Source organism: Vibrio pacinii DSM 19139, from assembly GCF_000711795.1.
GTDB classification, from domain to species: Bacteria; Pseudomonadota; Gammaproteobacteria; order Enterobacterales; family Vibrionaceae; genus Vibrio; species Vibrio pacinii.
Genome location: NZ_KL543976.1, coordinates 60,646 through 86,059, shown reverse-complemented (window position 1 = coordinate 86,059; position 25,414 = coordinate 60,646). Strand labels below are relative to the sequence as shown.

Annotated in this window: 19 protein-coding genes; 11 read left to right on the top strand and 8 right to left on the bottom strand. The window is 44.1% G+C overall.

Annotated features, from left to right (window positions below; all coding sequences use genetic code 11):
• Positions 1–100 precede the first annotated feature (100 nt).
• Complete coding sequence (cueR, locus tag BS19_RS15390) at positions 101–487, top strand: Cu(I)-responsive transcriptional regulator (RefSeq protein WP_038176467.1); 387 nt, start codon at positions 101–103, stop codon at positions 485–487.
• Between the two features lie 5 nt (positions 488–492).
• Here cueR and BS19_RS15385 read toward each other — a convergent pair whose 3' ends face one another.
• Positions 493–927 (bottom strand): RNA-binding S4 domain-containing protein, encoded by a 435-nt coding sequence (locus tag BS19_RS15385; protein ID WP_038176465.1) that lies wholly within the window; start codon positions 925–927, stop codon positions 493–495.
• 105 nt (positions 928–1,032) lie between these two features.
• On the opposite strand from BS19_RS15385, the gene BS19_RS15380 reads away from it, so the two are divergent.
• From BS19_RS15380 to BS19_RS15370, 3 genes are all read left to right on the top strand, one after another.
• Positions 1,033–1,839: a substrate-binding periplasmic protein gene (locus tag BS19_RS15380; protein WP_038176464.1), complete on the top strand. Its 807-nt coding sequence runs from the start codon at positions 1,033–1,035 to the stop codon at positions 1,837–1,839.
• Positions 1,840–2,079: 240 nt separating this feature from the next.
• Positions 2,080–3,840, top strand: a complete 1,761-nt coding sequence (locus BS19_RS15375; protein WP_038176463.1) for an EAL domain-containing protein — start codon at positions 2,080–2,082, stop codon at positions 3,838–3,840.
• 264 nt (positions 3,841–4,104) lie between these two features.
• Positions 4,105–5,388 carry an insulinase family protein gene (locus BS19_RS15370; RefSeq protein WP_169739022.1) on the top strand — a complete coding sequence of 428 codons (1,284 nt, stop codon included), beginning with the start codon at positions 4,105–4,107 and terminating at the stop codon, positions 5,386–5,388.
• A gap of 31 nt (positions 5,389–5,419) precedes the next feature.
• Here BS19_RS15370 and yejF read toward each other — a convergent pair whose 3' ends face one another.
• From yejF to BS19_RS15340, 6 genes are all read right to left on the bottom strand, one after another.
• Complete coding sequence (gene yejF, locus BS19_RS15365) at positions 5,420–7,015, bottom strand: microcin C ABC transporter ATP-binding protein YejF (protein WP_038176462.1); 1,596 nt, start codon at positions 7,013–7,015, stop codon at positions 5,420–5,422.
• A 2-nt stretch (positions 7,016–7,017) separates the two neighbouring features.
• A complete protein-coding gene (locus tag BS19_RS15360) occupies positions 7,018–8,058 on the bottom strand; it encodes an ABC transporter permease (protein WP_038176461.1) in 1,041 nt (346 codons plus the stop codon).
• Complete coding sequence (locus tag BS19_RS15355) at positions 8,058–9,146, bottom strand: microcin C ABC transporter permease YejB (RefSeq protein ID WP_038176460.1); 1,089 nt, start codon at positions 9,144–9,146, stop codon at positions 8,058–8,060. The genes BS19_RS15360 and BS19_RS15355 overlap by 1 nt, the downstream gene beginning before the upstream one ends.
• A gap of 12 nt (positions 9,147–9,158) precedes the next feature.
• Complete coding sequence (locus tag BS19_RS15350) at positions 9,159–10,979, bottom strand: extracellular solute-binding protein (protein ID WP_038176458.1); 1,821 nt, start codon at positions 10,977–10,979, stop codon at positions 9,159–9,161.
• Between the two features lie 226 nt (positions 10,980–11,205).
• Complete coding sequence (locus tag BS19_RS15345) at positions 11,206–11,724, bottom strand: NUDIX hydrolase (protein ID WP_038176455.1); 519 nt, start codon at positions 11,722–11,724, stop codon at positions 11,206–11,208.
• Positions 11,725–11,801: 77 nt separating this feature from the next.
• Positions 11,802–13,445, bottom strand: coding sequence for a methyl-accepting chemotaxis protein (locus BS19_RS15340; RefSeq protein ID WP_425425016.1), 1,644 nt, complete (start codon positions 13,443–13,445; stop codon positions 11,802–11,804).
• Positions 13,446–13,782: 337 nt separating this feature from the next.
• On the opposite strand from BS19_RS15340, the gene BS19_RS15335 reads away from it, so the two are divergent.
• Positions 13,783–14,781 (top strand): 2-hydroxyacid dehydrogenase, encoded by a 999-nt coding sequence (locus BS19_RS15335; protein ID WP_038176454.1) that lies wholly within the window; start codon positions 13,783–13,785, stop codon positions 14,779–14,781.
• 110 nt (positions 14,782–14,891) lie between these two features.
• Here BS19_RS15335 and BS19_RS15330 read toward each other — a convergent pair whose 3' ends face one another.
• Positions 14,892–15,878 carry a sugar-binding transcriptional regulator gene (locus BS19_RS15330; RefSeq protein WP_038176452.1) on the bottom strand — a complete coding sequence of 329 codons (987 nt, stop codon included), beginning with the start codon at positions 15,876–15,878 and terminating at the stop codon, positions 14,892–14,894.
• Between the two features lie 448 nt (positions 15,879–16,326).
• Here BS19_RS15330 and tal point away from each other — a divergent pair, with 448 nt between their 5' ends.
• The 6 genes from tal to clcA all read left to right on the top strand — a co-directional run bounded on the left by tal (position 16,327) and on the right by clcA (position 25,317).
• A complete protein-coding gene (gene tal, locus BS19_RS15325; protein ID WP_038176450.1) occupies positions 16,327–17,277 on the top strand; it encodes a transaldolase in 951 nt (316 codons plus the stop codon).
• Between the two features lie 94 nt (positions 17,278–17,371).
• The gene (tkt, locus tag BS19_RS15320) at positions 17,372–19,363 is read left to right on the top strand and encodes a transketolase (protein WP_038176448.1); all 1,992 of its coding nucleotides are present in this window, start codon (positions 17,372–17,374) and stop codon (positions 19,361–19,363) included.
• 499 nt (positions 19,364–19,862) lie between these two features.
• Positions 19,863–21,410, top strand: a complete 1,548-nt coding sequence (locus tag BS19_RS15315) for a sensor domain-containing diguanylate cyclase (RefSeq protein WP_038176447.1) — start codon at positions 19,863–19,865, stop codon at positions 21,408–21,410.
• 61 nt (positions 21,411–21,471) lie between these two features.
• Entirely contained in the window at positions 21,472–22,407 is a 936-nt protein-coding gene (ylqF, locus tag BS19_RS15310) for a ribosome biogenesis GTPase YlqF (RefSeq protein WP_038176446.1), read from the top strand.
• A gap of 122 nt (positions 22,408–22,529) precedes the next feature.
• On the top strand, positions 22,530–23,501 hold the full coding sequence (locus tag BS19_RS15305; protein ID WP_038176445.1) for a CobW family GTP-binding protein: 972 nt from the start codon (positions 22,530–22,532) through the stop codon (positions 23,499–23,501).
• Between the two features lie 415 nt (positions 23,502–23,916).
• The gene (gene clcA / locus BS19_RS15300; RefSeq protein ID WP_038176443.1) at positions 23,917–25,317 is read left to right on the top strand and encodes a H(+)/Cl(-) exchange transporter ClcA; all 1,401 of its coding nucleotides are present in this window, start codon (positions 23,917–23,919) and stop codon (positions 25,315–25,317) included.
• The last annotated feature ends 97 nt before the right edge of the window (positions 25,318–25,414 follow it).

The following is a 25,414-nucleotide window of genomic DNA, read 5'->3' as shown; positions in this document are numbered from 1 at the left end:
CTTTTTTGTTACGCCGCTTAAAAACATTGTCATTGTTTTTCGTTATATCTATCGATATTCTAATTATCGATTAGAGAAACCGTGATAGAGTCCGAAGCCCATGAATATTGGTGACATTGCAAAATTAACCGGATTGTCGAGTAAGTCGATTCGTCTATATGAAGAGAAACAAATCATCACTTCCCCGCAACGCACCGAGTCGGGCTATCGAGTTTACACACAACAACATGTGGTTGAACTCAAGCTGGTATCTCGTGCTAAGAGTGCTGGTTTTTCATTAATTGAATGCAAAGAGTTGGTTCAACTCGCTCAGAACCACAATCGAAAAAGTAGCGAAGTGAAAGCCAAAGCGAAAGAAAAGCTGCGTGAAGTTGAACACAAAATTGCTCAGCTTAAAGAGATAGAAACCCAACTTAAAAGCTGGGTTTCTGCATGCCCGGGGGATTCTGGTAGTCAATGTCCTATCATTGAAGAACTGACTAAATGAAGCGCCTAGAAAAAGTCGATAGAAGCTCGGCCTTTGCCTTTCTTTTTGTTTAAAGAACTCGCCGGTTCTTCATCGCTAACCACATTTTTCGGCTCGTGTTTGGCTGGTTGCGTTTCTACATGTTTGGTTGGCTGTGTTTCTACAGAAGTTGAAGTTTGAGTTTTATCACTCGTCTCACTCACTGGTACGTCACAAACAACAACATAGTATTCCTGATTGAACTCGAAAAAGTCCCCGTCATAAAGTTTACGACGCTTACGTGTTTCAAGCTCGCCGTTCACCGCCACGTATCCTTCCGCAATGAGATGCTTTGCTTCACCACCACCACCGACTAAATTGGCAATTTTAAACACTTTGTACAATTCAATAGGTTGAGATGATACTTCGATTCCGATTGCTTCGATCTCAATCTCTTCGCCTTGTTGATGGTCTTCAGACATAACTTACCCTAAATGAAATGTTCACAAAAACGTGAGTCTAATCTCTTAAGTGTGATTAATAAACTAAAGTTAACAATAAAGGTAGAAAAAACGCTGAGGAACGGTATGTCAAAATGGAGCCTGTTGCTGATATGGTCTATCCCTATGCTCAATAGTGCCTTTGCCTATAACCCCAAGGTCAATGTCACCATTTATGGTGATGATGCTTACCCACCCTACAGTTATGTTCAAAAAGGGGAAATTAAAGGCATTTATGTCGACATTCTTGCCGCAGCGTTTACTCGTATGCCACATTATTCGGTCACTATCGAACCCCTTCCATGGAAACGAGGACTAAAAATGTTACAGGTCGGCGAAGGGTTTGCACTTTTCCCACCTTACTATTATTCAGACCGGCGCTCATACATCTCTCCTTATTCAGAGCCGATTTTAAAAGAAGAAGTGGTGGTGATGTGTCGCCCTGAAACTATTGTCAACCGACGCACACAGAACTGGCCTGCTGACTATCATGACTTGACTATTGGCGTGAACGAATCATACGCACTTGGAGGTAATGCATTTTGGCAAGCGATTGCACAAGGCGATATGTTGATCAAAGAGGCAAAGAGTAATCGAGCAAGTATGACGAACTTATATAAACATCGTATTGACTGTTATATGAATGATCGCCTATCGATTCTTTGGGAACTAAAGTTGATGAAAGACGAAGGGATGATAGATCAAGATTGGACACCCGTGATTGCCACATCGGTTAGCAGTGAACATGGCTACTTGGGTTATACCCATGATCCAAACAATCGCTTTCAATTCAAAGAGGATTTTGTACTCCAGTTTAATCAAGCACTAAAAGAAATTAAAACTGACGGCACGATGAACAACATTTTGGATGCGTATCGAGTTCCAACCAACTGATCACTCACTGCTCGTCAAACCCTTTCACTCACTCTCACTCAAATTATTCAGACAGTCATACTGTCAAAATGACTTGCTATAAACGCCACTTATACCAATATAACCAATTACTTATATTGTATAGCTTTTTAAATTAGATGATGGGACTGAGAGCCCTGTTGCATGAATGAGTTTATCTTTTATGTAATACTGTCACTATAACTTTGCGTATAGCCAAGCTTGCAGGTAGCTACAACATTCATGTCGCAGTCAATTAACCGTATTACTCCTTACCCCAAGGTCGAGCGAATCGATCACATCGATGTCCCTCAAAGCGCACCCACGAGCTTATCAGGAGCCGAACTTGATGCGCTAATGGACAACCAGTTCCGTCACATGATTGATGTGCTTAGTGATGGCATCTTCTATATGTCAGATACCAAACATGTTTGTTTCTACAACCCTACGTTTTATGAACGCTTTGGTATCGAGTCTTCAGGTCACACTTGTCTCAAAAATTGGCTGGCGCTCGTCCATCCTATGGATCAAAAAGCTTTAGAGCAACGCGTCGATGAACATATTGAAGAAGACGATCTACGTGTCACCGTTCAATACCGAGTTCGTTGTACTAATGGCCAATATACGTGGCTTGAAGGAACCGCCATCACCAAAACTGTCAATGGTAAAACGTTTATGATTGGCTGTCATAAAGACATCTCTGATCAAAAGCTGATGGAAAACTATGTCCAGCAAACCTCGTTTAAAGACGGGTCTTCAGGTCTGTCTAATGAACAAAAACTCGCCATGGATATTGATAACCTTCGAGGTCTTGCCACTCAACCTCATCATTTAATGTACATTCAGCTTGGCAATACTCGCTCATATCAAACACTTTATGGCTCGCAGATCATGCGTAACCTGTTATCACACCTCACTGGTGCGCTGGGGAAATTTCCTGATCAATTTATCGACTTATACCGAATTCAATCACATGACTTTGCCATTCTGGTGCGAGGTAAGTATCAAGAGCATGAATTACACGATCTTGCTGAGCGTGTATGCCAAGCGTACCGTGAGTCGGTTAAAACCATAGATTTTCTCTATGCAACCGACATCAATGTTGGTATTTACCCCAATATTTGCGATTCCATTGACGCTGACGATCTGGTCAAAATCGCAGCTCAAACCAGTCAATTTGCTAACGCTCAAGGCGGGACGGTAAAGGTCTATGTGGGTAGCACGAAACAACAAGTCGATCGTCATTTCTATATTGAGCAAGAACTTGGAAACTCTCTTCGCAACAACAAGTTATCAGTCAAATTCCAGCCAATTATTTGTTGTAAGTCAGGACAAGTCGCCAGCTTTGAAACACTTGTTCGTTGGCGAAGTGCAGATCTTGGTGAAATTTACCCTGACGAATTTATTGGTGTGGCTGAGCGCAAGGGGTTAATTAATGACCTAGGCTACTTAGTGTTTGAAAAAGCTTGTCAGTTTATTCAGCGCTATCAACACCATCATGAAAATCAGGTACGTGTGAATATTAATGTCTCTGTACTACAACTTTTAACCGAACACTTCCCTGATACGCTAATGTTGCTTCTTGAGACCTATCAAGTCAAAGCAAGCTCGATAGTGATTGAGCTCACTGAAACCATCATTCTTGATAACAATAAAGATGCAATCGCTCAAATTCATCGCTTAAAGCAACTCGGCTTTCACCTTTCATTGGACGATTTTGGCGCAGGCTATAGCTCACTCAACAGCTTTTTCGATTTACCGCTATCGCAAATCAAGATCGACAAATCAGTGGCTTGGCGCTCGCTAGAAAATCCTGTCACCTTTGAATATCTGTCGTTTATTACCAGCTTGTGTAACAACTATGGCCTTTCTATTGTCATCGAAGGCATCGAAGATGCTGAAATGCAAAGAGCTTTTACCGATATGGGAGTAACCTACCTACAAGGCTATTGGTTCGCCAAGCCATTGTCTCTCGCCAGTGCGAGTCGATACGTTAAAGTTTAGTGTTTTGAAAAGGCATCGCGTCTCACTATTAAGATACATTCATTCCAACCATAATTCCGGTTGACTAATTGGTTCGATTTGTAGAAAATTCGCGCAAATTATTCAAAGCTGTTCTATTGCTACGCGCAATATTTTTGAGTGTTTCGATGCCCGCGCTTCTTAATCAAGGGCTTCTTAATCAAGGATAGATACAAACACTCCTCTCGATAAACCGAGAGTTATGAACATGGAAATAAACATCAATCTATGTTTACGGAGCAAAATGTGTCTAAATCGCTATTAACTGCTGTTGTTTCAGCGACCCTATTATTTACACCTGCAAGCTTTGCCTATGATAGGCCCGCGACCTGGTATGAAAATACCGACATCAGTATGCCATCAAACGCGACCATCGCGAGCCTTGATAATGGTCTACGATACGTAATTTTACCCACCAGCCGTTCATCTGACGAAGTTTCTATCCGTGTTCGTATCGGCTCTGGTGTGGATCAAGAGCCTCAGCTGCAGCCAGTTGCTCGTGTTTTGGCGATTAATACCGTCGCGGGTACTGACTGGCACGCGATCACTGATTCCGATCAAACAGTATTCAGTATTGATTTTCCTCACGCAAATTTCTCTCAAATTGAACAAAGCGTGACCGCGATAAAAAACGCTCTAGTGAACAAATCAATCACACTCAATAGCAAAGAATTGCTAGAACGTGCTCAATCAGTGCTGACAGACAACAGCCAAGTTGCTGGCGATATGCTAACAGCGCGAAAAGCAACGCGTGCATTTGATGTACAAAGTGCCGATAACCTAGATGCCGATGCTTTGAATCGTTACCAAACTCGTTACTACCAGCCGAATAACATCAGCGTGGTAATTACTGGTGGCATTAAAAATCGCGAAATTATTCAGCTTATGACTAAACAGTTTGCAAACTGGCAGCCTAACCACAATGTGAAGCCGATTAACTTAGCTGAAAAAGTAAATGCCTTTACACAAGCGCAAGAGATCATTGCAGATGACTCGCTCGCATTACAGACGATTAAGCCACTTGGCTCCAGCGCAGATAGTAAACAACAGCGTAAAGACATGCTTACGGCATTACTTGCTAATAAGTTGATTGAACAACGCATTGCCAAAGCACTCGAACAAGAGCAATCAACGGCAAGCGTAAACGTTGATAATGAACGTCTATTTAGCCAACAACTTGTCAGCCAAATTCGAGTGACTGGTCTTGCTGCAGGTGAAGCCGACAAAGCACAACAGCTCGTCAAAAACGAAATTCGTCGCGCTGTTGCCGCAGGCTTTACGCAAACAGAATATGAAATGGTCGTCAGTCAGGTGCGTGAACAACTGCAAGGGGAAACTCGTCTAAACAATAGCCATTACACTCGCGACCAAGCTGAGCGTATTGTCGCCGCCATTAATCAAGGTATGGTTTACACTGACCCATCGTACGATTTAGATCTGCTTAATTTCCATGTTGCCCACATGAATGAATTTGACATCAGTGACGTCTTTGAACAAATATGGGCCGAAGACAAAGTACGCCAGCTTTAAGCCAAAAAAGTCACTCAAATGAGTGACTTTTTTATTCCACTGTAGAGAGCTCAACTAATTGACGGGTATAGGGATGAGAAGGTGAATGGAATAGCGCTAAGGTATCCCCCTGATCAACCACCTCGCCTTGCTTCATAACAATTGTATAATGGCACAAAGATTTAACGACGTTCAGATCGTGGCTTATAAAGAGGTAAGTCAGCTGGTATTTTTGCTGTAAATGCTTGAGTAATTCCAACACCTGTACCTGTACTGTTCTATCGAGTGATGACGTTGGTTCATCGAGCAAAATAAACTCTGGCTTAAGGATTAATGCCCGAGCGATGGCAATACGTTGACGCTGACCTCCAGAAAATTCGTTGGGGTAACGATGACGCGTCTCTGGTTCAAGACCGACTTCTCGCATCACCGTGCAAATTTGGTGGTCTATTTCAGAGTCCGCAAGCGTTTGATGAACACGTAAACCTTCACCGATAACTTCGGCAACGGACATGCGAGGATTAAGCGCAGAGAAAGGATCTTGAAATACCACCTGCATTTTGCTGCGAAAAGGCAGCATCGCTTTCCTATCCAATCCTTGTAGTTCACTCGATTGATAAGTAATTGACCCTTCTGAATGAACCAATCGAAGAATCGCCATACCCGTCGTTGATTTTCCTGAGCCACTCTCACCAACCAAACCAATCGAATGACCCCGTTTTAAATCAAAGTTCATATTGGTCACGGCCTTGATGTGAGAGACAACACGTTTGAAGATTCCCCCAGTGATTGGAAACCAGACTCTGAGCTGAGACACATTGAGCAAGGTTGACTGCTGACACGTCACTTCAACGGGCAAGCCTTTAGGGTCAGAATCAATCAATTGCTGCGTATAAGGATGGCTGGGGGCAGTAAAGATCTGCTGACACTCGCCAGTTTCAAGCAACTGGCCATGTTGCATTACGGCCACTCTATCGGCAATTCGTCTGACGATGCTTAAATCGTGGGTAATAAACAACATCGCCATGCCAAGCTCTTGTTGTAGCTGTTTGAGTAAATCAAGAATTTGCGCTTGAACCGACACATCAAGAGCGGTGGTTGGCTCGTCGGCAATTAATAATTCGGGTTCATTTATCAGCGCCATCGCTATCATCACCCGTTGCCTTTCTCCCCCTGATAACTCATGCGGATACGATGAGACTTTGTATTCTGGGTTCCGAATGCCCACTTTATTGAGCCATTCCACTGCATGTGTTTCGGCCGCTTTTTGGCGCATACCTCGGTGAATCGCTAGTGTTTCAACGAGTTGTTTACCAATTTTATGCAGCGGATTTAACGACACCATGGGTTCTTGAAAAATCATGCCTATTCTGCCGCCGCGAATACCTCTGAGTTGGCGTTCAGAACATGACAAAATGTCCTGGCCATCAAACTCAATGCTTCCATTAAGATAATGCGCCGAGCCTTTCGGTAGCAATCTTAAAATCGAATTGGCGGTGACTGACTTGCCGGATCCACTTTCGCCAACTAGGGCCAAAGTTTCACCGCGATTGATCGTCAATGAAACGTTGTCTGTGACTTTTTCAATATTGGTTTTGCGACCAAAACCAACACTGAGATTATTAATGGTCAATATAGGCTGGTTCATGATTACCTTCCTTGATGATGAGGGTCAAATGCATCACGAACCGCTTCACCAATAAAAACCAGTAAAGTCAGCATAATTGATAACACAATGAAGGCTGAAAAACCCAACCAAGGTGCCTGTAAATTGGCTTTACCTTGGGCCAGTAACTCGCCTAAGGATGGCGAACCGGCGGGCAAACCAAAGCCTAAAAAATCAAGTGAAGTTAAGGTGGTGACCGAACCAGAAAGAATAAACGGCATCATAGTTAATGAGGCAACCATCGCATTGGGCAGCATATGTCTTAACATAATTCGGTTGTCGGAGACCCCCATCGCTTGCGCCGCTCGAACATAGTCAAAGTTGCGACAGCGCAAAAACTCTGCTCGTACAATCCCGACCAAACTCATCCAACTAAAAGCCACCATGATCCCAAGTAACCACCAGAAATTTGGCTCAACAAAGCTAGATAAAATAATCAGTAGGAATAGTGTCGGCATCCCAGACCACACCTCGATAAAGCGTTGTCCAAACAGATCAAACCATCCACCATAATACCCTTGGGTCGCCCCAACAATCACACCTATCACACTTGAAACAAGAGTAAGAATAAAACCAAACAGCACCGAGATACGAAAACCATAGATAACCCGAGCGAGTACGTCACGTCCTTTGTCATCTGTACCAAGCCAATTGACACTGTCCGGCGCGGAAGGAACCGCCCCCTGAATATTGAAATTTATTGTATCGTAACTAAATGGAATTAGCGGCCAAACGATGGACCCTTTTTCTTCAATCAATTCGACGACATAAGGGTCAGTGTAGTCTGCTTCTGTTTCGAACTCGCCGCCAAAACGTGTCTCGGTGTATTGAGTTACAATCGGGAAAAACCATTGGTTATCGAAGTGGATAAGTAGTGGTTTATCATTGGCAATCACTTCAGCGAATAGGCTGACAACAAACAGCAGTGAGAACATCCACAAAGACCAAAAACCGCGTTTATTGGCCTTAAACCTTAACCATCGGGCTTCATTCAGCGGGTTACGGGGTGTTTTTCTCAACAACATCAACGTGCCTCAAAATCTATTCTTGGGTCCACCCAGGTATAGGTAAGATCGGAAATGATACTCAAAATAAGCCCAAGTAACGTCATAATATAAAGCGAGCTAAATACCACAGGATAATCTCTTTGAATTGTTGACTCAAAACCAAGCAAGCCTATTCCCTCTAACGAAAACATCACCTCAATCAGCATTGAGCCAGTAAAAAAGATACTAATAAAGGCGGCAGGAAAGCCTGCAATAATAATTAGCATGGCGTTGCGAAAGACATGTTTGTACAAAATGTCACGCTCATCGAGCCCTTTCGCTCGCGCTGTTACCACATATTGTTTATTAATTTCATCCAAAAATGAGTTTTTCGTCAACATGCTTAATGTCGCAAACCCTCCAATCACCATCGCGAAAATAGGCAAGGCTAAATGCCAAAAGTAATCAATGATCTGTTGGTGCCACGCTAACTGGTCAAAGTTGCTCGACACTAAACCGCGCAGCGGAAACCAACTGAAATAATTGCCACTTGCAAACAAGATGATCAAAATGATTGCAAACAAAAAACCTGGGATCGCATAACCGACAATCACTACCGCACTTGACCAAATGTCAAAACGACTGCCGTGGTGAATCGCTTTAAGAATGCCGAGTGGTATGGAGATCAAGTAAATGATTAACGTGCTCCACAAACCTAAAGAAATTGAGACTGGCAACCTGTCTATAATCAGATCAATAACATTGCCGCCTTTAAACAAGCTCTCGCCAAAGTTAAAAGTCGCGTAGTTTTTCAGCATGTCGAAATAGCGCTCATGCAAAGGCTTATCAAAGCCAAACTGGATCTTTATTGCCTCAACGACTTCAGGATCAAGTCCTCGAGATCCTTTATATCCGCTTGCTTGAGTTTCATCGCTAACACTCAAATCGACTTCATTACCGCCACCAGCGAAGCGTTCCATAATTCCCGAGCTATGGCCTTCAAGTTGAGCGATTGCCTGCTCAACCGGTCCACCTGGTGCAATCTGAATGATAAAAAAGTTAATCGTGATGATCGCCCACAAGGTCGGGATCACCAATAACAAACGTCGAAATATATAGGCAGCCATTGAGGTTCCTTTCTAGCGGCGTTTTTCAGGCAGTAACTGGGCTTTTTGCTCAGAGATCCACCAAGTATCAGTGCCTAAATCGTACTTAGGTAATATCTCTGGACGTTCGAATTTATCCCACATAGCAACCCGATACTGGCCTACGTACCATTGTGGAATAATATAAAAATTCCATTGCAACACGCGATCTAATGCACGACCGAGCGAGATAAGCGCTTGGGGATCTTGTTGGTGCTTTGATATTGCCATAGTCAAATGATCGACCACAGGATCAGTAACACCTGCGGTGTTATAGGTAGAGTCGAGGTAATTTGAATTCCAAACAATCATCAAATTTGGGCTTGGATACGCATTGGCAGAATAGGCTGACGACACCATATCAAAATCACGATCTCGTAAGCGCTTAATGTACTGAGTGGTGTCTACTGTACGGATCTTCATCTCAATCCCCATTCGGGCAAGGTTCTTTTGTAATGGGATAGCGATACGTTCCGTTGTTGGACTGTAGATGAGCAGCTCAAAAGAGAGAGGTTCTCCCGTCTTAGTGTTGGTCATCTGTTTGTTTTTCAGCTCCCAACCCGCTTGCTTAAGTAACTTAAACGCTACTCGCATTTGACTACGAATACGACCAGAGCCATCGGTTACCGGAGGTTGAAACTCTTCACTGAACAGACGTGGTGGAAGCTGCGCTTTGAAGGGTTCTAGTATGGCGAGTTCGTCAGCTGAAGGGGTTCCTTTCGCTTCATACTCGGTATTTTGAAAGTAACTACGTGTCCGCGAGTACTGGCCATAGAACATATTGCTGTTCATCCATTCAAAATCCATTGCGTACGTTAACGCTTCGCGCACTTGAGGATTGCTGAATATATCTCGCTTAGTATTAAAGACAAACGCTTGGGTGCTTTCCGGCTTTTGATGTGGGATTTCTTGTTTGACGATATAGCCTTTATCGAAATTACTACCTGTGTATGAATTTGCCCAAAATTTAGCTGAGTTTTCAAGCCTAAAATCAAATTCCCCGGCTTTAAAGGCTTCAAGCATGACAGTGTCATCGCGATAGTAGTCGTACTGTTTTTGCTTAAAATTGTTACGCCCAACGTTAACTGGCAAATTTGCAGCCCAGTAATCATCAGCCAAACTGTAAGTCACACTTTGACCTGGTTTATAATCTGTAACTTGGTATGCCGCACTGCCTATTGGTGGTGTAGATAAAGGCTCTGACAGGTTTTTATCTTGCCAAAAATGCTTGGGTAAAACGCGAGTACCTTGAGCAAAACTGAACATTTTCTCACGGTTTGGCTTCGCCATATCAATTCTGACCGTAAGATCGCTTTTAGCTGTTACAGATTTAATATCTTGATAGTAAACACGATATTGAGGCACACCCTCGGCCATAAATTTATCAAAGGTAAATGCTACATCATAAGCGGTGATAGGCTTGCCATCATGAAAGCGCGCTTTCGGGTTGATGTCGACTTCAAGCCATGTGTAATCATCCGAATAGCGAACTTTTTCTGCAATTAAGGGGTAATATGCGTCGACCTCATCACTCGGAGAGTACATCAAGGTGTCATAAAGCTCACCACTCGCGGCAGCAGGTACACCGCGCGATGCGAAGCGATTAAAATTATCGTAAGTACCTACCTGTCCATAAACAATTTTGCCATACTTTGGGGCGTCAGGATTAACATAGTCAAAGTGGGTAAAGTCTTCGCTATATTTAGCCACACCGAAACCAACCAGTATTTTGGTTTCGATCACTTGCGCATAAACCGTAAAGTTTGCGCTTGAGGCAATGAGCCCACCCAACAGGATGCGCGACAGTCTGTTCATATCCTAATCCTTCAGTCGTTAATCTTGTCCATGAGATCTTATACTACAAATTAATATTAATAATTCAATTAGTTGGATAAGTATAGAAGCGAATCTACCGATTAAGCCAGCAAGATCACAAATGACCCGCGAAAACCACTAACTAAGATAAGGCAAGTAAATAAAAACAACCGCAATAATATGCCTAGCCAATAAAAAGCCTGCACGTGATGGCAGGCGTTTACGCTTAAAGCATTTCCTTGGCGACTAAATGAAGCAGGAAGGTTTCTCGTTCGATGCTTAAGCCTTTTTTGGGGCTCTCTGCTATCGTCTTCTCATTATGCGCAATGGCAGCGTGGATATTCATCCATACCGCTTTCATACCATTTTTAATTTCGTAATCTTCGTAGTTAGTTGCGCCCAACTGACGAGAGATTTTGCAGGTATAGCAATATGAAATCATATGTACCACATCCGCATCGTCTTTGTACCACGGCCGAAACTCTTCATAGAGACCAAATGGTTTAATCCCATGAATATTTTGCGCCCCTGTTTCCTCTTCTAATTCGCGCACCATCGCCGCAATGATATCTTCGCCTTGATCGATACCACCTCCTGGAATGGTGTAATCATGGTAACGCTCGGTATAAAGCAGCAGGATATCTTCCCCATCAACCACGATTGCTCGCGCCGCATCGCGCTTAAAAATGCTTTTATCGTCTAAATGGTCAATGTCTGGATGGACCGCTGTTTTTAGATGTCTCATATCAGTGGCTATGTTAGGAATTTGAGCGCGATTCTAACACTAGCCACCACATCGAATCCAATCGGTAATTGCCTAATCTAAGCCAACTTGAAGCGATTGATCATTCCCATCAGGTTCTCCGAAACTCTACGTAACTCTTTACCCGAACTCGCCATCTGCGCAGACTCTTGGGAAACCGATGTTGCCATATCACTAAGACTAACGACATTTCGATTAATATCATTCACCGTAACGGTTTGCTGCTCTGCCGCCGTCGCAATGTGTTGTGCCATCTCCTCGATAGTGTGAACCTCTTGATTGATAAGGTTAAGCGACGATCCTGCTTGTACTGACAGTTGTGATGCTTGGTTGGCCTTATCTGCCCCTTGATTCATTACGGCCACTACATTTTGCGCCCCTGCCTGCAGCTTCTCAACGATGTTTTGGATCTCTACTGTCGATTCTTGAGTTCGTTGTGACAAGGTTCGCACCTCGTCTGCAACCACAGCAAACCCACGCCCTTGCTCGCCAGCACGCGCCGCTTCAATCGCCGCGTTTAATGCCAGTAAATTGGTTTGCTCGGCAACGCCGCGTATCACCTCAAGCACAGTATCGACATTGTTCGCATCGGCAGCTAATTGCTGTACAACCGCAACGGCTGAGTTAATTTGTTGCGCGAGTGCGTTTGCTTCGGTGACATTTTTGTCGACAATTACGTGGCTGTTTTGCGTCTCTTTAGCCGCTTGTCGGCTGGCATCATTAGACTCTGATGTCCGGCTTGCCACCTCCTCAACCGTAGCGAGCATTTGTGTCATCGCCGTTGCTAACATATCGACATCGTTTTGCTGTTGGTTCAAGCTATCATCGATATGATGAACAGAATCTGACAACTGCGCAGCGGAGGCAGAAACCTGGGTTCCAGAATCTGAGATATTAAGCATAATCGCTTGAATAGATGCGACAAATTGATTGAAGTAACGCGCTAAGTAAATCAGTTCTTTACTGCCTTCTTCAGCTAATCGTTGCGTTAAATCCCCCTCACCTTGAGACAAGGTCTGCATCGCTTTTAACGTACGCTTAAGCGGGGTAGTAATGGTCTTGATGAAATAAGCCACCACCAGCGATAGCACGAGAAGAATGCCTGCTGCATAAGTGATCGAAGCAATTTCTGAACGATACATGTCTGCTTCTAGCGCCTTCATGTTCATACCCGAACCCACCATCCAGTCCCAAGGCTGAAACAGTGCCGCATAGCTGGTTTTAGGATCCAGCGTTTGTTTACCGGGATTTTGCCAATAGTAATCAACGAATCCACCGCCATTTCTCGCGACTTCGTAGAGCTGTTTAACAAAATAGCGCCCTTCACTGTCTTGCAGATTCATGATGTTTTCGCCAAGTAAAGACTGCACGCCCGTCGCAAGTTGAACCCCACTGCTGTCACCGATGAATATATAGTTATCACCATCAAATTTCATTGCGCTGATTGTTTCTAGCGCTCTGGTTTTAGCGACGGGCTCACTCAATTCACCATTAAGCATTTTCTGGTGATAATAACTAATAACACCGAGCGCACTTTCCACCATAGTCGCGACACCTTGTTCATAGTTTTCACGCATATGCTCACGAGACTTATCAATATTAAGCAAGGTATTGGCGAGTAAACCTATCGCAAATAACCCCAAAATAGACCATGCCCTCGCGGCAATAGAGACCTCTTTGATTCTTGTCAGTAAAATATCCATATTTATATTCCTAGCCATCTATTTCTTACTGGCCAAACTCACAGTGACAAGCAACTAATCACAATTCGCTCAGCAACGCCAATAGATAAAGTTAGCAGTAAAATGAACAATTTGAGTAGCAATTACATGAATTAACTACCACTTTGGTGGTAGTGATAAAAACATCAGCGTAACTCACTGAAATTATCAACTCGGTTGCATTTCAAGTGACCTATTATTTTGTGGCTTTGCTGCATTATCAAAGCCCTTCTGGCCACATTAAAATCAGGGTTTATTTTCTGTTTAAATAGGTATTCAATAGAGCAGTTACTCTCCCAACAAATCTTTGAGAGGTTTTATGATAGATGTCGCTGTGTTTAGTTCAAAATCTTACGACCAAACGTCGTTTATAAAAGCAAATGAGGCGGTTGGCCTCAATCTTCATTTCCATGAATTTCCACTTACGGGTAAAACAGCAAAAATGGCTCACGGTTGCCAAGCGGTCTGCGCGTTTGTTAACGACGACCTAAATGCTGATGTACTACAACAACTGGCGAAACAAGGCGTTAAACTTATTGCAATGCGCTGTGCAGGTTTCGATCGCGTTGATCTGGATGCGGCCCAAAAACACCATATCCAAGTAGTTCGTGTACCCGCTTATTCTCCCGAATCCGTCGCAGAACACACCGTAGGTTTAATGATGAGCTTAAACCGACGCTTTCATAAGGCCTATCAACGTACTCGCGATGCAAACTTTAGCCTTGAAGGATTGGTTGGCTTCAACTTTTATGGCAAAACCGCAGGCGTAATCGGGACCGGAAAAATTGGCATTGCGACAATGAGAATACTCAAAGGGCTTGGCATGAACATTTTGTGTCATGACCCTTTTGAAAACCCGTTGGCCCTTGAACTTGGTGCAACCTATTGTACCAAAGAGCGCTTGTTCAACGAGAGTGATGTTATTACCCTTCACTGTCCAATGTCCGATGAAAACTATCATCTACTGGATGAAGCGGCGTTTAACCAAATGCAAGATGGGGTAATGATCGTCAACACCAGTCGTGGTGGCTTACTCGACTCTGCAGCAGCTGTTGAGGCCCTTAAACGAGGACGCATTGGTGCACTTGGGCTGGATGTGTATGAGCATGAAAAGGAACTGTTCTTCCAAGACAAGTCCAACGATATTATTGTCGATGATGTCTTTCGCCGCTTGTCGGCATGTCATAACGTTTTGTTTACTGGGCACCAAGCGTTTTTGACTCATGAGGCATTGGGTAATATCGCCGATACAACGCTGGATAATATCTCTAGCTTTGCCAAAGGTGAAACGTCAGGAAACGAAATCATCAAGCTATAGTTTGTCTGTTTCTATTGAGCAATAAAACGGCCCTAATCACGGGCCGTTATAGAATAAACACTTTATTGCTATTTTTTATGATGAGTATCTCTTAAAAGAATGACTTAACCTTATTTAACATCCAATTGCTCATCTAGGTTCAACACCGTTAATGCATTACTGACACTGGTCGCAATGACATCAATTACCCCCGTTCTCAGTGCACCAAGCAGCGCCAATGGCTTGCTGTTTTCTGCTGCAATCGCAATGACTTGCGAAATAGGTCTGAACTCTTCTAGCCCCAATCCAATGACTCTGTCACTCATCACTGTCACCGCAGACTTACCATGAATATCAAAAAAGTCGTAACCAGCAAAATCACCGACCACACCTTGTTGCATTCGAGACTGAACAACTTCTTCAGCAGTAAACCAACCGAGATCAACCATATAACTGTTTTCACTCATGTCACCAATACCGACTAAGGCAACATCGGCTTTACGAGCGAGATCTAACGTCTGTTTAACGGTCGCATTTTGCATAAAGGCGAGCTTTTGCTCACGGTTCTCGGCATACGCAGGTGCATAGAGGGTCTCTGAACTGCCACCGTAGCTTTTTGCGAACTGGCGGCAAATATGATCAGCATTAAACATGCCTCCTCTGGGATGGATACCACCGATGCCACAAACAAATTTGACGTCTCGTTGAGGGATAACGCCGGTATGATGTGCAACTGCGGAGACGTTCCTCCCTTGTCCAACCGTCACTACGCTGCCATTTTGCAATGTACTTGCCATATATTTAGAGACCAAACCTGCGACCTGGAGACGCTGCTGCTCTTCACTTGGCTGATCAAGTGCTACTAGCGCGCGCTTCACTCCAAATCGTTCAACAAGCCTCTGTTCTATCTTGGCACTGAATACGGGATGATATTTTACTGTTATCTCAACAATCCCTTCATCACGAGCCTGCTTAAGCATTCTTCCGACTTTGGCACGAGATACAGCGAACTTTCTTGAAATCTCTTCTTGCGTTGCGCCATCTTGATAGTAGGCGACCGCAATTTCCGTCAATAGGTCAGCGTTGTCATCAGAAATTTCGTTTTGAGTTTTGTTCATACTGTTATCGTCTCAGCTAAATTTACGCACGTTACATATGCTCATCACCGTAGCATATGTCATCACCTGTTTGATTGCCAACATTTGCTCATCTTCGATACATTTTCTCAGCCAATTTTTTGCAATTAACCATCGAGGGCTAAGCCTTGCTATCACTTGGCAAACGTTTAGTTCAGTATGTTAGCGTCGACGAACAAAAAAATAGTTGATGAACATCACTATAACCTTATTTCTACGATTGACTTTTTGCGTCAGTAAGATAATTATGGAGCCATCATTTACTCAACGTAAGAGCAAATGTTCACAACAAATGCTCACACGCTGAAGAATTCCGGTCAGTTGACCGTCTGAGCTGAATACTTGTACAAGACGATTAACTACCTCGCTTGCAAATGCACTATGCACGTCTACAGTTTTCACGTGCAGCCCATTAAATAGGATGATCGAAATGAGCAACAAATTAGAGCAACTTCGTAAACTAACGACCGTAGTCGCGGATACTGGTGAAATTGAAGCTATCAAGAAGTACCAACCAGAAGACGCAACCACTAACCCATCTCTGATTCTAAAAGCGGCTCAAATTGCAGAGTACGCACCGCTTATCGACGCCTCTATCGCATACGCAAAATCTCAAAGCAGTGACAAAGCACAACAAGTTCAAGACACTTGTGACATGCTAGCGGTTAACATCGGTAAAGAAATCCTAAAAACCATTCCAGGCCGCATCTCAACTGAAGTTGATGCACGTCTTTCTTACGACACCGAAGGTAGCGTTGCAAAAGCTCGTCAATTAGTAAAAATGTACAACGACGCTGGTATCACCAATGACCGTATTCTGATCAAACTTGCGTCAACTTGGGAAGGTATCCGCGCGGCTGAAATCCTAGAAAAAGAAGGCATCAACTGTAACCTGACACTGCTATTCTCATTCGCTCAGGCGCGTGCATGTGCTGAAGCTGGCGTATTCCTTATCTCTCCTTTTGTCGGTCGTATCATGGACTGGTACAAAGCGAAAGAAGGCCGTGATTTCGAAGCTCAAGAAGATCCTGGTGTTATCTCTGTTGCAAACATCTACAACTACTACAAAGAGCACGGTTACAAGACCGTTGTTATGGGCGCAAGCTTCCGTAACATCGGCGAGATCCTAGAACTTGCTGGCTGTGACCGTCTAACTATCGCGCCTCAACTTCTTGCAGAACTAGAAGCAACAGAAGGCGAAGTGGTAGAGAAGCTAATTGACTCTAACGGTACTAAAGAGCGCCCTGCAGCAATGACTCACGCCGAATTCTTGTGGGATCACAACCAAGATCCTATGGCTGTAGAAAAGCTAGCTGAAGGCATCCGTAACTTCGCTGTTGACCAAGGCAAACTAGAAGAGATGATCGCAGCTAAGCTGTAATCACTACCCAATAATTAAAGAGGAACGAATTTCGTTCCTCTCTTACATCTACTACTAACGAATTTTTCATTTCGAATCTATTTTGGAAGCAATTATGAATCGCAAACATCTAGCTAACGCTATCCGTGCTCTAAGCATGGACGGCGTTCAACAAGCAAATTCTGGGCACCCTGGCGCACCTATGGGCATGGCTGATATCGCTGAAGTGCTTTGGCGCTCTCACCTAAACCACAACCCATCTAATCCAGAATGGGCTGACCGCGACCGTTTCGTACTTTCAAACGGTCACGGCTCAATGCTGATTTACTCTCTGCTTCACCTAGCAGGTTATGAGCTTTCAATTGAAGACCTTAAAAACTTCCGTCAGCTGCACTCTAAGACTCCTGGTCACCCAGAGTATGGTTATGCACCTGGCATCGAAACAACGACTGGTCCGCTAGGTCAAGGCATCACCAACGCTGTTGGTATGGCAATGGCTGAAAAAGCACTAGCAGCACAATTCAACACAGAAAACTTCGATATCGTAGACCACTACACTTATGCGTTCATGGGTGATGGCTGTCTGATGGAAGGTATTTCGCACGAAGCGTGTTCACTAGCGGGCACACTAGGTCTGGGCAAGCTAATCGCATTTTGGGATGACAATGGCATCTCTATCGATGGTCACGTTGAAGGTTGGTTCTCTGACGATACACCTAAGCGTTTTGAAGCGTACGGCTGGCATGTTATTCCTGCTGTTGATGGTCACGATGCTGACGCAATCAACGCGGCGATTATCGCTGCTAAAGCGGATCCGCGCCCTACTCTAATCTGTACTAAAACAGTGATTGGTTTTGGTTCTCCAAACAAATCAGGGTCGCACGATTGTCACGGTGCACCACTAGGCGCTGAAGAAATTGCAGCTACTCGTAAAGAATTAGGTTGGGAGCACGGTCCTTTTGAAATTCCGCAAGAAGTTTACTCAGAATGGGATGCGAAAGAAGCGGGCGCAGCTAAGGAAGCAGCGTGGAACGAGAAACTTGCAGCTTATGAAGCAGCACATCCTGAACTTGCCGCTGAATTCAAACGCCGCGTAAATGGTGACCTACCTGCACAATGGGAAGAGAAAGCATCGGCAATTATTGCTGATCTTCAAGCTAATCCTGCCAACATTGCATCACGTAAAGCATCGCAAAATGCCCTAGAAGCATTCGGCGCTATGCTACCTGAATTCATGGGCGGCTCTGCTGACCTAGCACCGTCTAACCTGACTATGTGGTCGGGCTCTAAGTCTCTTGCAGCAAATGACTTCTCTGGTAACTACATCCACTACGGTGTGCGTGAATTCGGTATGACGGCGATCATGAACGGTATTGCGCTTCACGGTGGTTTCGTACCTTACGGCGCAACCTTCCTGATGTTCATGGAATACGCGCGTAACGCCATGCGTATGGCGGCACTGATGAAAATTCAGAACATCCAGGTTTACACGCACGACTCTATCGGTCTTGGCGAAGATGGTCCGACTCACCAACCAGTTGAGCAGATCGCATCTCTACGTCTAACGCCAAACATGAGCACATGGCGCCCATGTGACCAAGTTGAATCGGCAGTGGCTTGGAAACTGGCTATCGAGCGTAAAGATGGTCCTTCAGCACTGATCTTCTCTCGTCAAAATCTTGCCCAGCAAGATCGTGACGCTGAGCAAGTCGCCAACATTGCTAAGGGTGGTTACATCCTTAAAGATTGCGCAGGCAAGCCTGAGCTTATTCTTATCGCAACAGGCTCTGAAGTTGAACTTGCTGTTGAAGCAGCCGCGCAGCTAACCGCTGAAGGCAAAAAGGTCCGCGTTGTTTCAATGCCATCAACCGATGCATTCGACAAGCAAGACGCGCAATACCGTGAGTCTGTACTGCCATCTGACGTTACCGCTCGTATCGCTATCGAAGCAGGCATCGCAGATTTTTGGTATAAGTACGTTGGTTTCGGTGGCAAAATCATCGGTATGACAACGTTTGGCGAATCTGCACCAGCAGGCGAGCTATTCAAGATGTTCGGCTTTACCACTGAAAACGTTGTAAACACAGCGAAAGAGCTTCTAGCTTAATTACTGCAACGCTTAATTAAAAAGCCCCGCTCAATGAGCGGGGCTTTTTATTTATGTTGTTTATTTGTTGTCTTCTCTTTTGTTTATTACTCTTCTAAACGTTCAACAAGCAAACTTGATTGATTTGGCACGGTCGTCCAAATGTGAGGTAACACACTGAACTTCAGGCATACCAAACCCTTTTGGTTTATTACGCTCTTTCATTCTAGCGTCAGTTGTCCAACTTAAGCATTGTCATCCTTTAAAATGAGTGTCTCACCTAGTAATGAGTTAACTTGGGAAATGTCGATCTTACGTGTTGAACCCATTTTGTGTGCCTTTACTCTCTAATAGGCGATTACTTCGAATATCTATGGATAAATTCATTAACAACATACGCAAATCAATCGTTTATAATATAAGGATTAATGAGATGAATATGGTAAGAGCACGGATTCGACCCTACACTGATAATGTCGGTAGAAGACCTCATAAAGCACGCTAAAAAGGTAAAAAAGTCTTGGTACTTAAGTTTAAACAATTCAGTTTAAGACAACTCGCTTTCATTGGCTCAACGCTAACGGTGGCGCTGTTTTTACTGTGCTACTTAGGATTTAAAGCCGTGTGGAGTCATGAACGCGCCCTCCAAGCCTCTCTCGATAGACAACTGTTTGAAGTTGAGCGAGTTGAAACGGTCCTTGCGATGGAAGAATTGGAGCTGAGAGCCTCAGTCGAAGACTACGCCGCATGGAGTACCATGGCCAATTATGTCATCTCTCCCACACAAGATTTTGTCGAAAAGAGTATCGGTAAACACGCCTTTATATCAAAAATCATTGATGGCATTATTATCTTCGACAACAAGAATAATCCGGTTTGGACGGGCTACTTCAACGGCACTGAGGTCGTTAACCAATCGTTTATCGCTTTAGAAAACGCACAGACGGTCTCTCGACTGCTAGCAAAGGCGAGTCGTTCAACTATCTCAACCATTTCTTCTTACGTCGATTACGCTTCCTATCAAAATAGCGCTTATATGATCGCCTCAGCACGTATATGTACTAGCGATGCTATCGACTGTGGGTTTGGTTATCTCGTCTTCATTCGTAAAATTAGACCTGAGTTTGTCGCGCAGATCGAACTTGCAACTGGTGTTGACATAAGTGTGGCTCCATCCGACGATATCGAGAAGCCAAATACTCGCAAGGTGGATAACCAGCATTACCTCTACAAACAAGATACTCTTGATAATCGTGTTATCCAGTTCAAGATTGACCACAACGAGAGGCTACCTGCTTTTATCTCTTGGCAGGAAATGGCGGCATTGGCGTTTTTTGCCTTCGTGATGTTCATCGTCAACTTGTATGTCGTTAACTTTTTTATTGCCCCTTTACGTGAAGCAGAAGGATACTTAAAACGCTTTGGTCGCAATGGCGATAAACTGCCAAATGCAGATTCTTTTGTTTCCAAAGAAATGCGCAGTTTTGCTCATAAAATCAATGCTATTATCGTCGAACTTGAAGAGAAACGCGCCATACTCAAGCAGCAGTCAAATATCGATGTGGTCACCGGAATTGCCAATCGGCGTTTTCTATATCATCAAGCTAAGCATTTTGTCGATGACCTAGAATATGGTTATGTCGCGATTATTTTAATTGATATCGACCACTTCAAACCATTCAACGACAACTATGGTCATATGCAAGGTGATGGTGCGCTCAAAGAAGTAGCTCAGGCCCTTCAACAAACCGTGACCGAATATGAGCATATAGTCGGCCGCTATGGCGGAGAAGAGTTCTGCGCCATTTTGGCGGCAGACAAACCCGTTCAATTGCAGCCTTACTTATCATTACTGGTCGAGAACGTACGTCAGCTCAATATTGAGCACCTCTACTCCTCATGTGACAACAAGGTCACCGTCAGTGCAGGTGCATCAAGCGCTCATATTGAATCGTACTCTGAATTATCTCGTCTTTTTCAGCAGGCGGATGAGGCACTCTATCAGGCCAAACATAATGGCCGTAACCGTGCGGAAATTTATTCTAAACCTAGCATCAAGGCCGTTTAACGCTTTACTCTAGGGGAATTCCCCTTACAATTGACACAAATTTGTATATCAAGGTTGTCCTATGTCTATCCAATGGTTTCCGGGTCACATGCATAAAGCTCGGAAAGAGATTGAAGAAGCAATCCCACAAGTAGATGTCATTATAGAAGTACTTGACGCGCGTATTCCGTTTAGCAGCGAAAACCCGATGATTTCTGAACTTCGCGGCAATAAGCCAGTTGTCAAAGTGCTCAACAAACGTGATCTTGCCGACCCTGAATTGACACAGCTTTGGATTGACCACTTAGAAAAAGAAAGCAATGTTAAAGCGATGGCTATCACGACATCAAACGTGCAAGAAGTTAATAAAATTCTTGAGCTTTGCCGTAAACTTGCCCCTCACCGTGAAGAGATTGGTAAGAACATTCGCACCATGATCATGGGTATTCCTAATGTCGGCAAATCAACAATTATTAATACACTCGCGGGCAGAACCATCGCGGTTACGGGTAACCAACCTGCAGTAACACGTCGTCAGCAGCGCATTAACCTGCAAAATGGCATTGTATTATCAGACACCCCGGGAATTTTGTGGCCTAAAGTAGAAAATCCGCATAGTGGCTTTCGTTTAGCCGCAACTGGTGCGGTAAAAGATACCGCAATGGAGTATGATGAAGTCGCCTTTTACACCGTCGAATATCTCGCTAAGGCTTACCCAGAGCGCCTAAAACAACGCTATGAAATAGAAACCTTGCCTGAAAGTGACATTGAATTGATGGAAGAAATAGGTCGCCGCCGCGGCGCATTACGCGCTGGTGGCCGAGTTGACCTGCATAAATGTTCAGAGATCTTACTGCATGAACTGAGAAATGGCACCCTAGGCCAAATCACGCTTGAAGTACCAGAGATGATCACCCAAGAGCTGATTGAAGTCGAAATTGAGGCCACGCTCAAGGCTGAACAAAAAATCAAGAAAAAAGAAGAGCGCCGCAAGCGTTATCTTAGGAATAAACGCTAGTTTATTCACAGGGTGGCCATTGGCCGCCCTTTTTATTACCCTAAGACAATTTACCCCGAGACATTTTTCGCCTTAAGCGGATGTTTTGTTATAATGTAACAAACTATCTCAGGGTTAAGTGTATGAAAACGCCTACAAACATCATCACAGGTTTTCTTGGTACAGGTAAAACCACCGCAATTCTTAATTTATTGAAAGAAAAGCCAGCCGATCAAAATTGGGCGGTGTTGGTCAATGAATTTGGCGAAATTGGCATTGATGGTGCCATGATGACCGAACACGGTGCTTTGATTAAAGAGGTCCCAGGAGGCTGCATGTGCTGTGCGGCTGGGGTACCGATGTCAGTTGCGATAACGGCATTACTGCGCACCAACCCTGACCGATTGATCGTCGAGCCAACCGGACTCGGTCATGCTGACAAAATACTGGCCACCCTATCTTCGACACAGTTTGAGCCCTACATCGATTTAAAAGCGACAATCTGCTTGGTCGATCCGCGTAACTTGTCTAATCCTAAATACTTAGGTAATCAAAATTTTAACGACCAATTGGCGATTGCAGATATTGTGATTGGAAATAAAGTTGATGAGTGCCATGTCAGTGATATTGATGCTTTCAATGATTGGGTTACCGACCAAACCCCAGCCAAACTATACAGTCAACTGGTTAAACAAGGACGATTTCCAATCGAATTACTTGACAACCCAGGCCGCCATCAAGTTAAACAATCATCGTCACACCAGCATCAACACGCCGAGATGGAGCCTCAGTTTCAACTGCCACCAAACAAACTCTATATTCGAAAAGAAAATCATGGACAGGGGTATTACAGTTGCGGCTGGATCTTTGGTTCAGAAGTTAGCTTTGATTTTGATGACATATTTTCGATGTTGTCAGATCTTAACGCAGAGCGAGTCAAAGGCGTACTCAATACCAACAATGGCTGCTTTGCCTTCAATGTCAGTAATAAAGTAGTGTCGGTCAACCAGATGTCGCTTGAAGGGTTTGAAAGTCGTTTAGAGGTGATCGATAGCCAGCTGCTACCTTGGGATCAACTGGAAATGATATTGAAGCAGATTGCTAGTTTAGAATAGACACAAACCTATAGACGACAAGAGGCGCACTTAAAGTGCGCCCTATCCCTCGTACTCAATCGTGAGTCTGCGAATCAGGATGTCATTTGGCATCGACCTGATAATAAACGAGGCTTTCAATTGTTGTTTGAATCCATCCAAATTGTAGGTAAGACGATAATTCCTCCATGCGGGTCGGTTCAGATTGTCTTACCCTTTAACTATGGTTCAGAACCAATAATATGCAAGGTGACATCTTACTTTTTGATGCAATTTTTTGTGACCGACATCTATAATTCCCACTAACCTTGATCTGCTAGTTCTCTCATAATTGAAAATCAATATTCCAATCTTATCGCTATAGTTCACTTTAGACAGGCGTATAATTTTGACTTCAAACCCAAGCAAAACCACATATCATGGAGCTTATTCCTTTATGACTAAGAGAGAGAAGTTAAAACAATCGTTATTGGCTAAGGTGCCCAAAGACGCCATTAATCAATTTCTCTCCAAGGATAAAACTCCGATTTCCGTATTGTTCTTGTCCTTGATCGTCGGCTTGTTAGCAGGTCTAGTCGGTACCTACTTTGAAATAGCAGTTCACTTTGTCTCGCAAACACGCACAGAATGGTTAAAAAGTGAAATCGGCGCCCTGCTCCCTTTATGGCTTGCCGCGTTTCTCATTAGCGCCATGCTCGCTTTTGTTGGCTATTTCCTTGTACACCGATTTGCCCCCGAAGCCTCTGGTTCTGGCATTCCCGAGATAGAAGGGGCAATGGATGGCATCCGTCCCGTACGTTGGTGGCGCGTGATTCCGGTTAAGTTCTTTGGTGGTATGGGAGCGTTAGGTTCCGGCATGGTTTTGGGGCGTGAAGGTCCTACAGTGCAAATGGGCGGAGCCATAGGTCGTATGGTGACTGATATCTTTAAGATCAAAAATGACGATACGCGCCACTCTCTATTAGCCTCGGGAGCAGCTGGTGGCCTTGCCGCAGCGTTTAACGCCCCGTTAGCAGGAATCATGTTTGTCGTTGAAGAAATGCGCCCACAATTTCGCTATTCACTTATTTCACTGCGAGCCGTGATCGTTTCTGCTGTTTCCGCCAATATTGTCTTTCGATATATCAACGGTCAGGATGCAGTCATTACCATGCCGCAATATCAAGCTCCTGAGCTCGCGACTTTGTGGTTATTTTTGCTGCTCGGTGCACTATTTGGTATTTTTGGTGTGCTATTTAATCAACTCGTGACGTTGTCGCAGGATATGTTCGTTAGATTCCATCGTCATGATAGAAAACGATACTTATTGATGGGTTCTGTGATTGGTGGCTGCTTTGGTCTAATGCTGCTTTATTTTCCTGAAGTGACCGGTGGTGGTATTTCACTCATCCCAACCATCACCAACGGTGGTTACAGTGCCCCGCTACTGCTTATGCTATTTTTAGCCCGTATCGTAACCACGATGATCTGTTTTGGTTCTGGCGCTCCCGGTGGAATATTCGCCCCAATGCTGGCTCTCGGTACCTTATTCGGCTACGCCTTTGGGTTAATCGCCCAAGGCCTATTTCCCGAGTTAGACATCACTCCAGGTATGTTTGCAATTGCTGGAATGGGCGCCCTTTTTGTTGCCACCGTGCGCGCACCTATCACCGGTATCTTACTAGTGATAGAAATGACCAACAATTACTACCTGATTTTGCCATTGATCATCACCAGTCTAGGCGCTGGTACCTTTGCTCAATTACTTGGCGGTAAGCCTATCTATAGTCAATTACTCCATAGAACATTGAAAAATGAGAAGCTAAGAAAAAAAGATCTGCCAAGCAATCCAGAATGATATTTGCCACGCAACCGATTGGCTTGTTATTATCGCGTGCAAACGATTAATGACAATGGATTGCACTGATCAAAAATAGAGTTTTTACTTTAACTGG

Coding starts and splice junctions, on each gene's coding strand:
- BS19_RS15340 (WP_425425016.1), bottom strand. CDS start 13,445: ATGGATATTTTACTGACAAGAATCAAAGAGGTCTCTATTGCCGCGAGG.
- BS19_RS15355 (WP_038176460.1), bottom strand. CDS start 9,146: ATGGCTGCCTATATATTTCGACGTTTGTTATTGGTGATCCCGACCTTG.
- tkt (WP_038176448.1), top strand. CDS start 17,372: ATGAATCGCAAACATCTAGCTAACGCTATCCGTGCTCTAAGCATGGAC.
- BS19_RS15360 (WP_038176461.1), bottom strand. CDS start 8,058: ATGTTGTTGAGAAAAACACCCCGTAACCCGCTGAATGAAGCCCGATGG.
- BS19_RS15330 (WP_038176452.1), bottom strand. CDS start 15,878: ATGAACAAAACTCAAAACGAAATTTCTGATGACAACGCTGACCTATTG.
- BS19_RS15345 (WP_038176455.1), bottom strand. CDS start 11,724: ATGAGACATCTAAAAACAGCGGTCCATCCAGACATTGACCATTTAGAC.
- cueR (WP_038176467.1), top strand. CDS start 101: ATGAATATTGGTGACATTGCAAAATTAACCGGATTGTCGAGTAAGTCG.
- clcA (WP_038176443.1), top strand. CDS start 23,917: ATGACTAAGAGAGAGAAGTTAAAACAATCGTTATTGGCTAAGGTGCCC.
- tal (WP_038176450.1), top strand. CDS start 16,327: ATGAGCAACAAATTAGAGCAACTTCGTAAACTAACGACCGTAGTCGCG.
- yejF (WP_038176462.1), bottom strand. CDS start 7,015: ATGAACCAGCCTATATTGACCATTAATAATCTCAGTGTTGGTTTTGGT.
- BS19_RS15305 (WP_038176445.1), top strand. CDS start 22,530: ATGAAAACGCCTACAAACATCATCACAGGTTTTCTTGGTACAGGTAAA.
- BS19_RS15375 (WP_038176463.1), top strand. CDS start 2,080: ATGTCGCAGTCAATTAACCGTATTACTCCTTACCCCAAGGTCGAGCGA.
- ylqF (WP_038176446.1), top strand. CDS start 21,472: ATGTCTATCCAATGGTTTCCGGGTCACATGCATAAAGCTCGGAAAGAG.
- BS19_RS15350 (WP_038176458.1), bottom strand. CDS start 10,979: ATGAACAGACTGTCGCGCATCCTGTTGGGTGGGCTCATTGCCTCAAGC.
- BS19_RS15380 (WP_038176464.1), top strand. CDS start 1,033: ATGTCAAAATGGAGCCTGTTGCTGATATGGTCTATCCCTATGCTCAAT.
- BS19_RS15335 (WP_038176454.1), top strand. CDS start 13,783: ATGATAGATGTCGCTGTGTTTAGTTCAAAATCTTACGACCAAACGTCG.
- BS19_RS15385 (WP_038176465.1), bottom strand. CDS start 927: ATGTCTGAAGACCATCAACAAGGCGAAGAGATTGAGATCGAAGCAATC.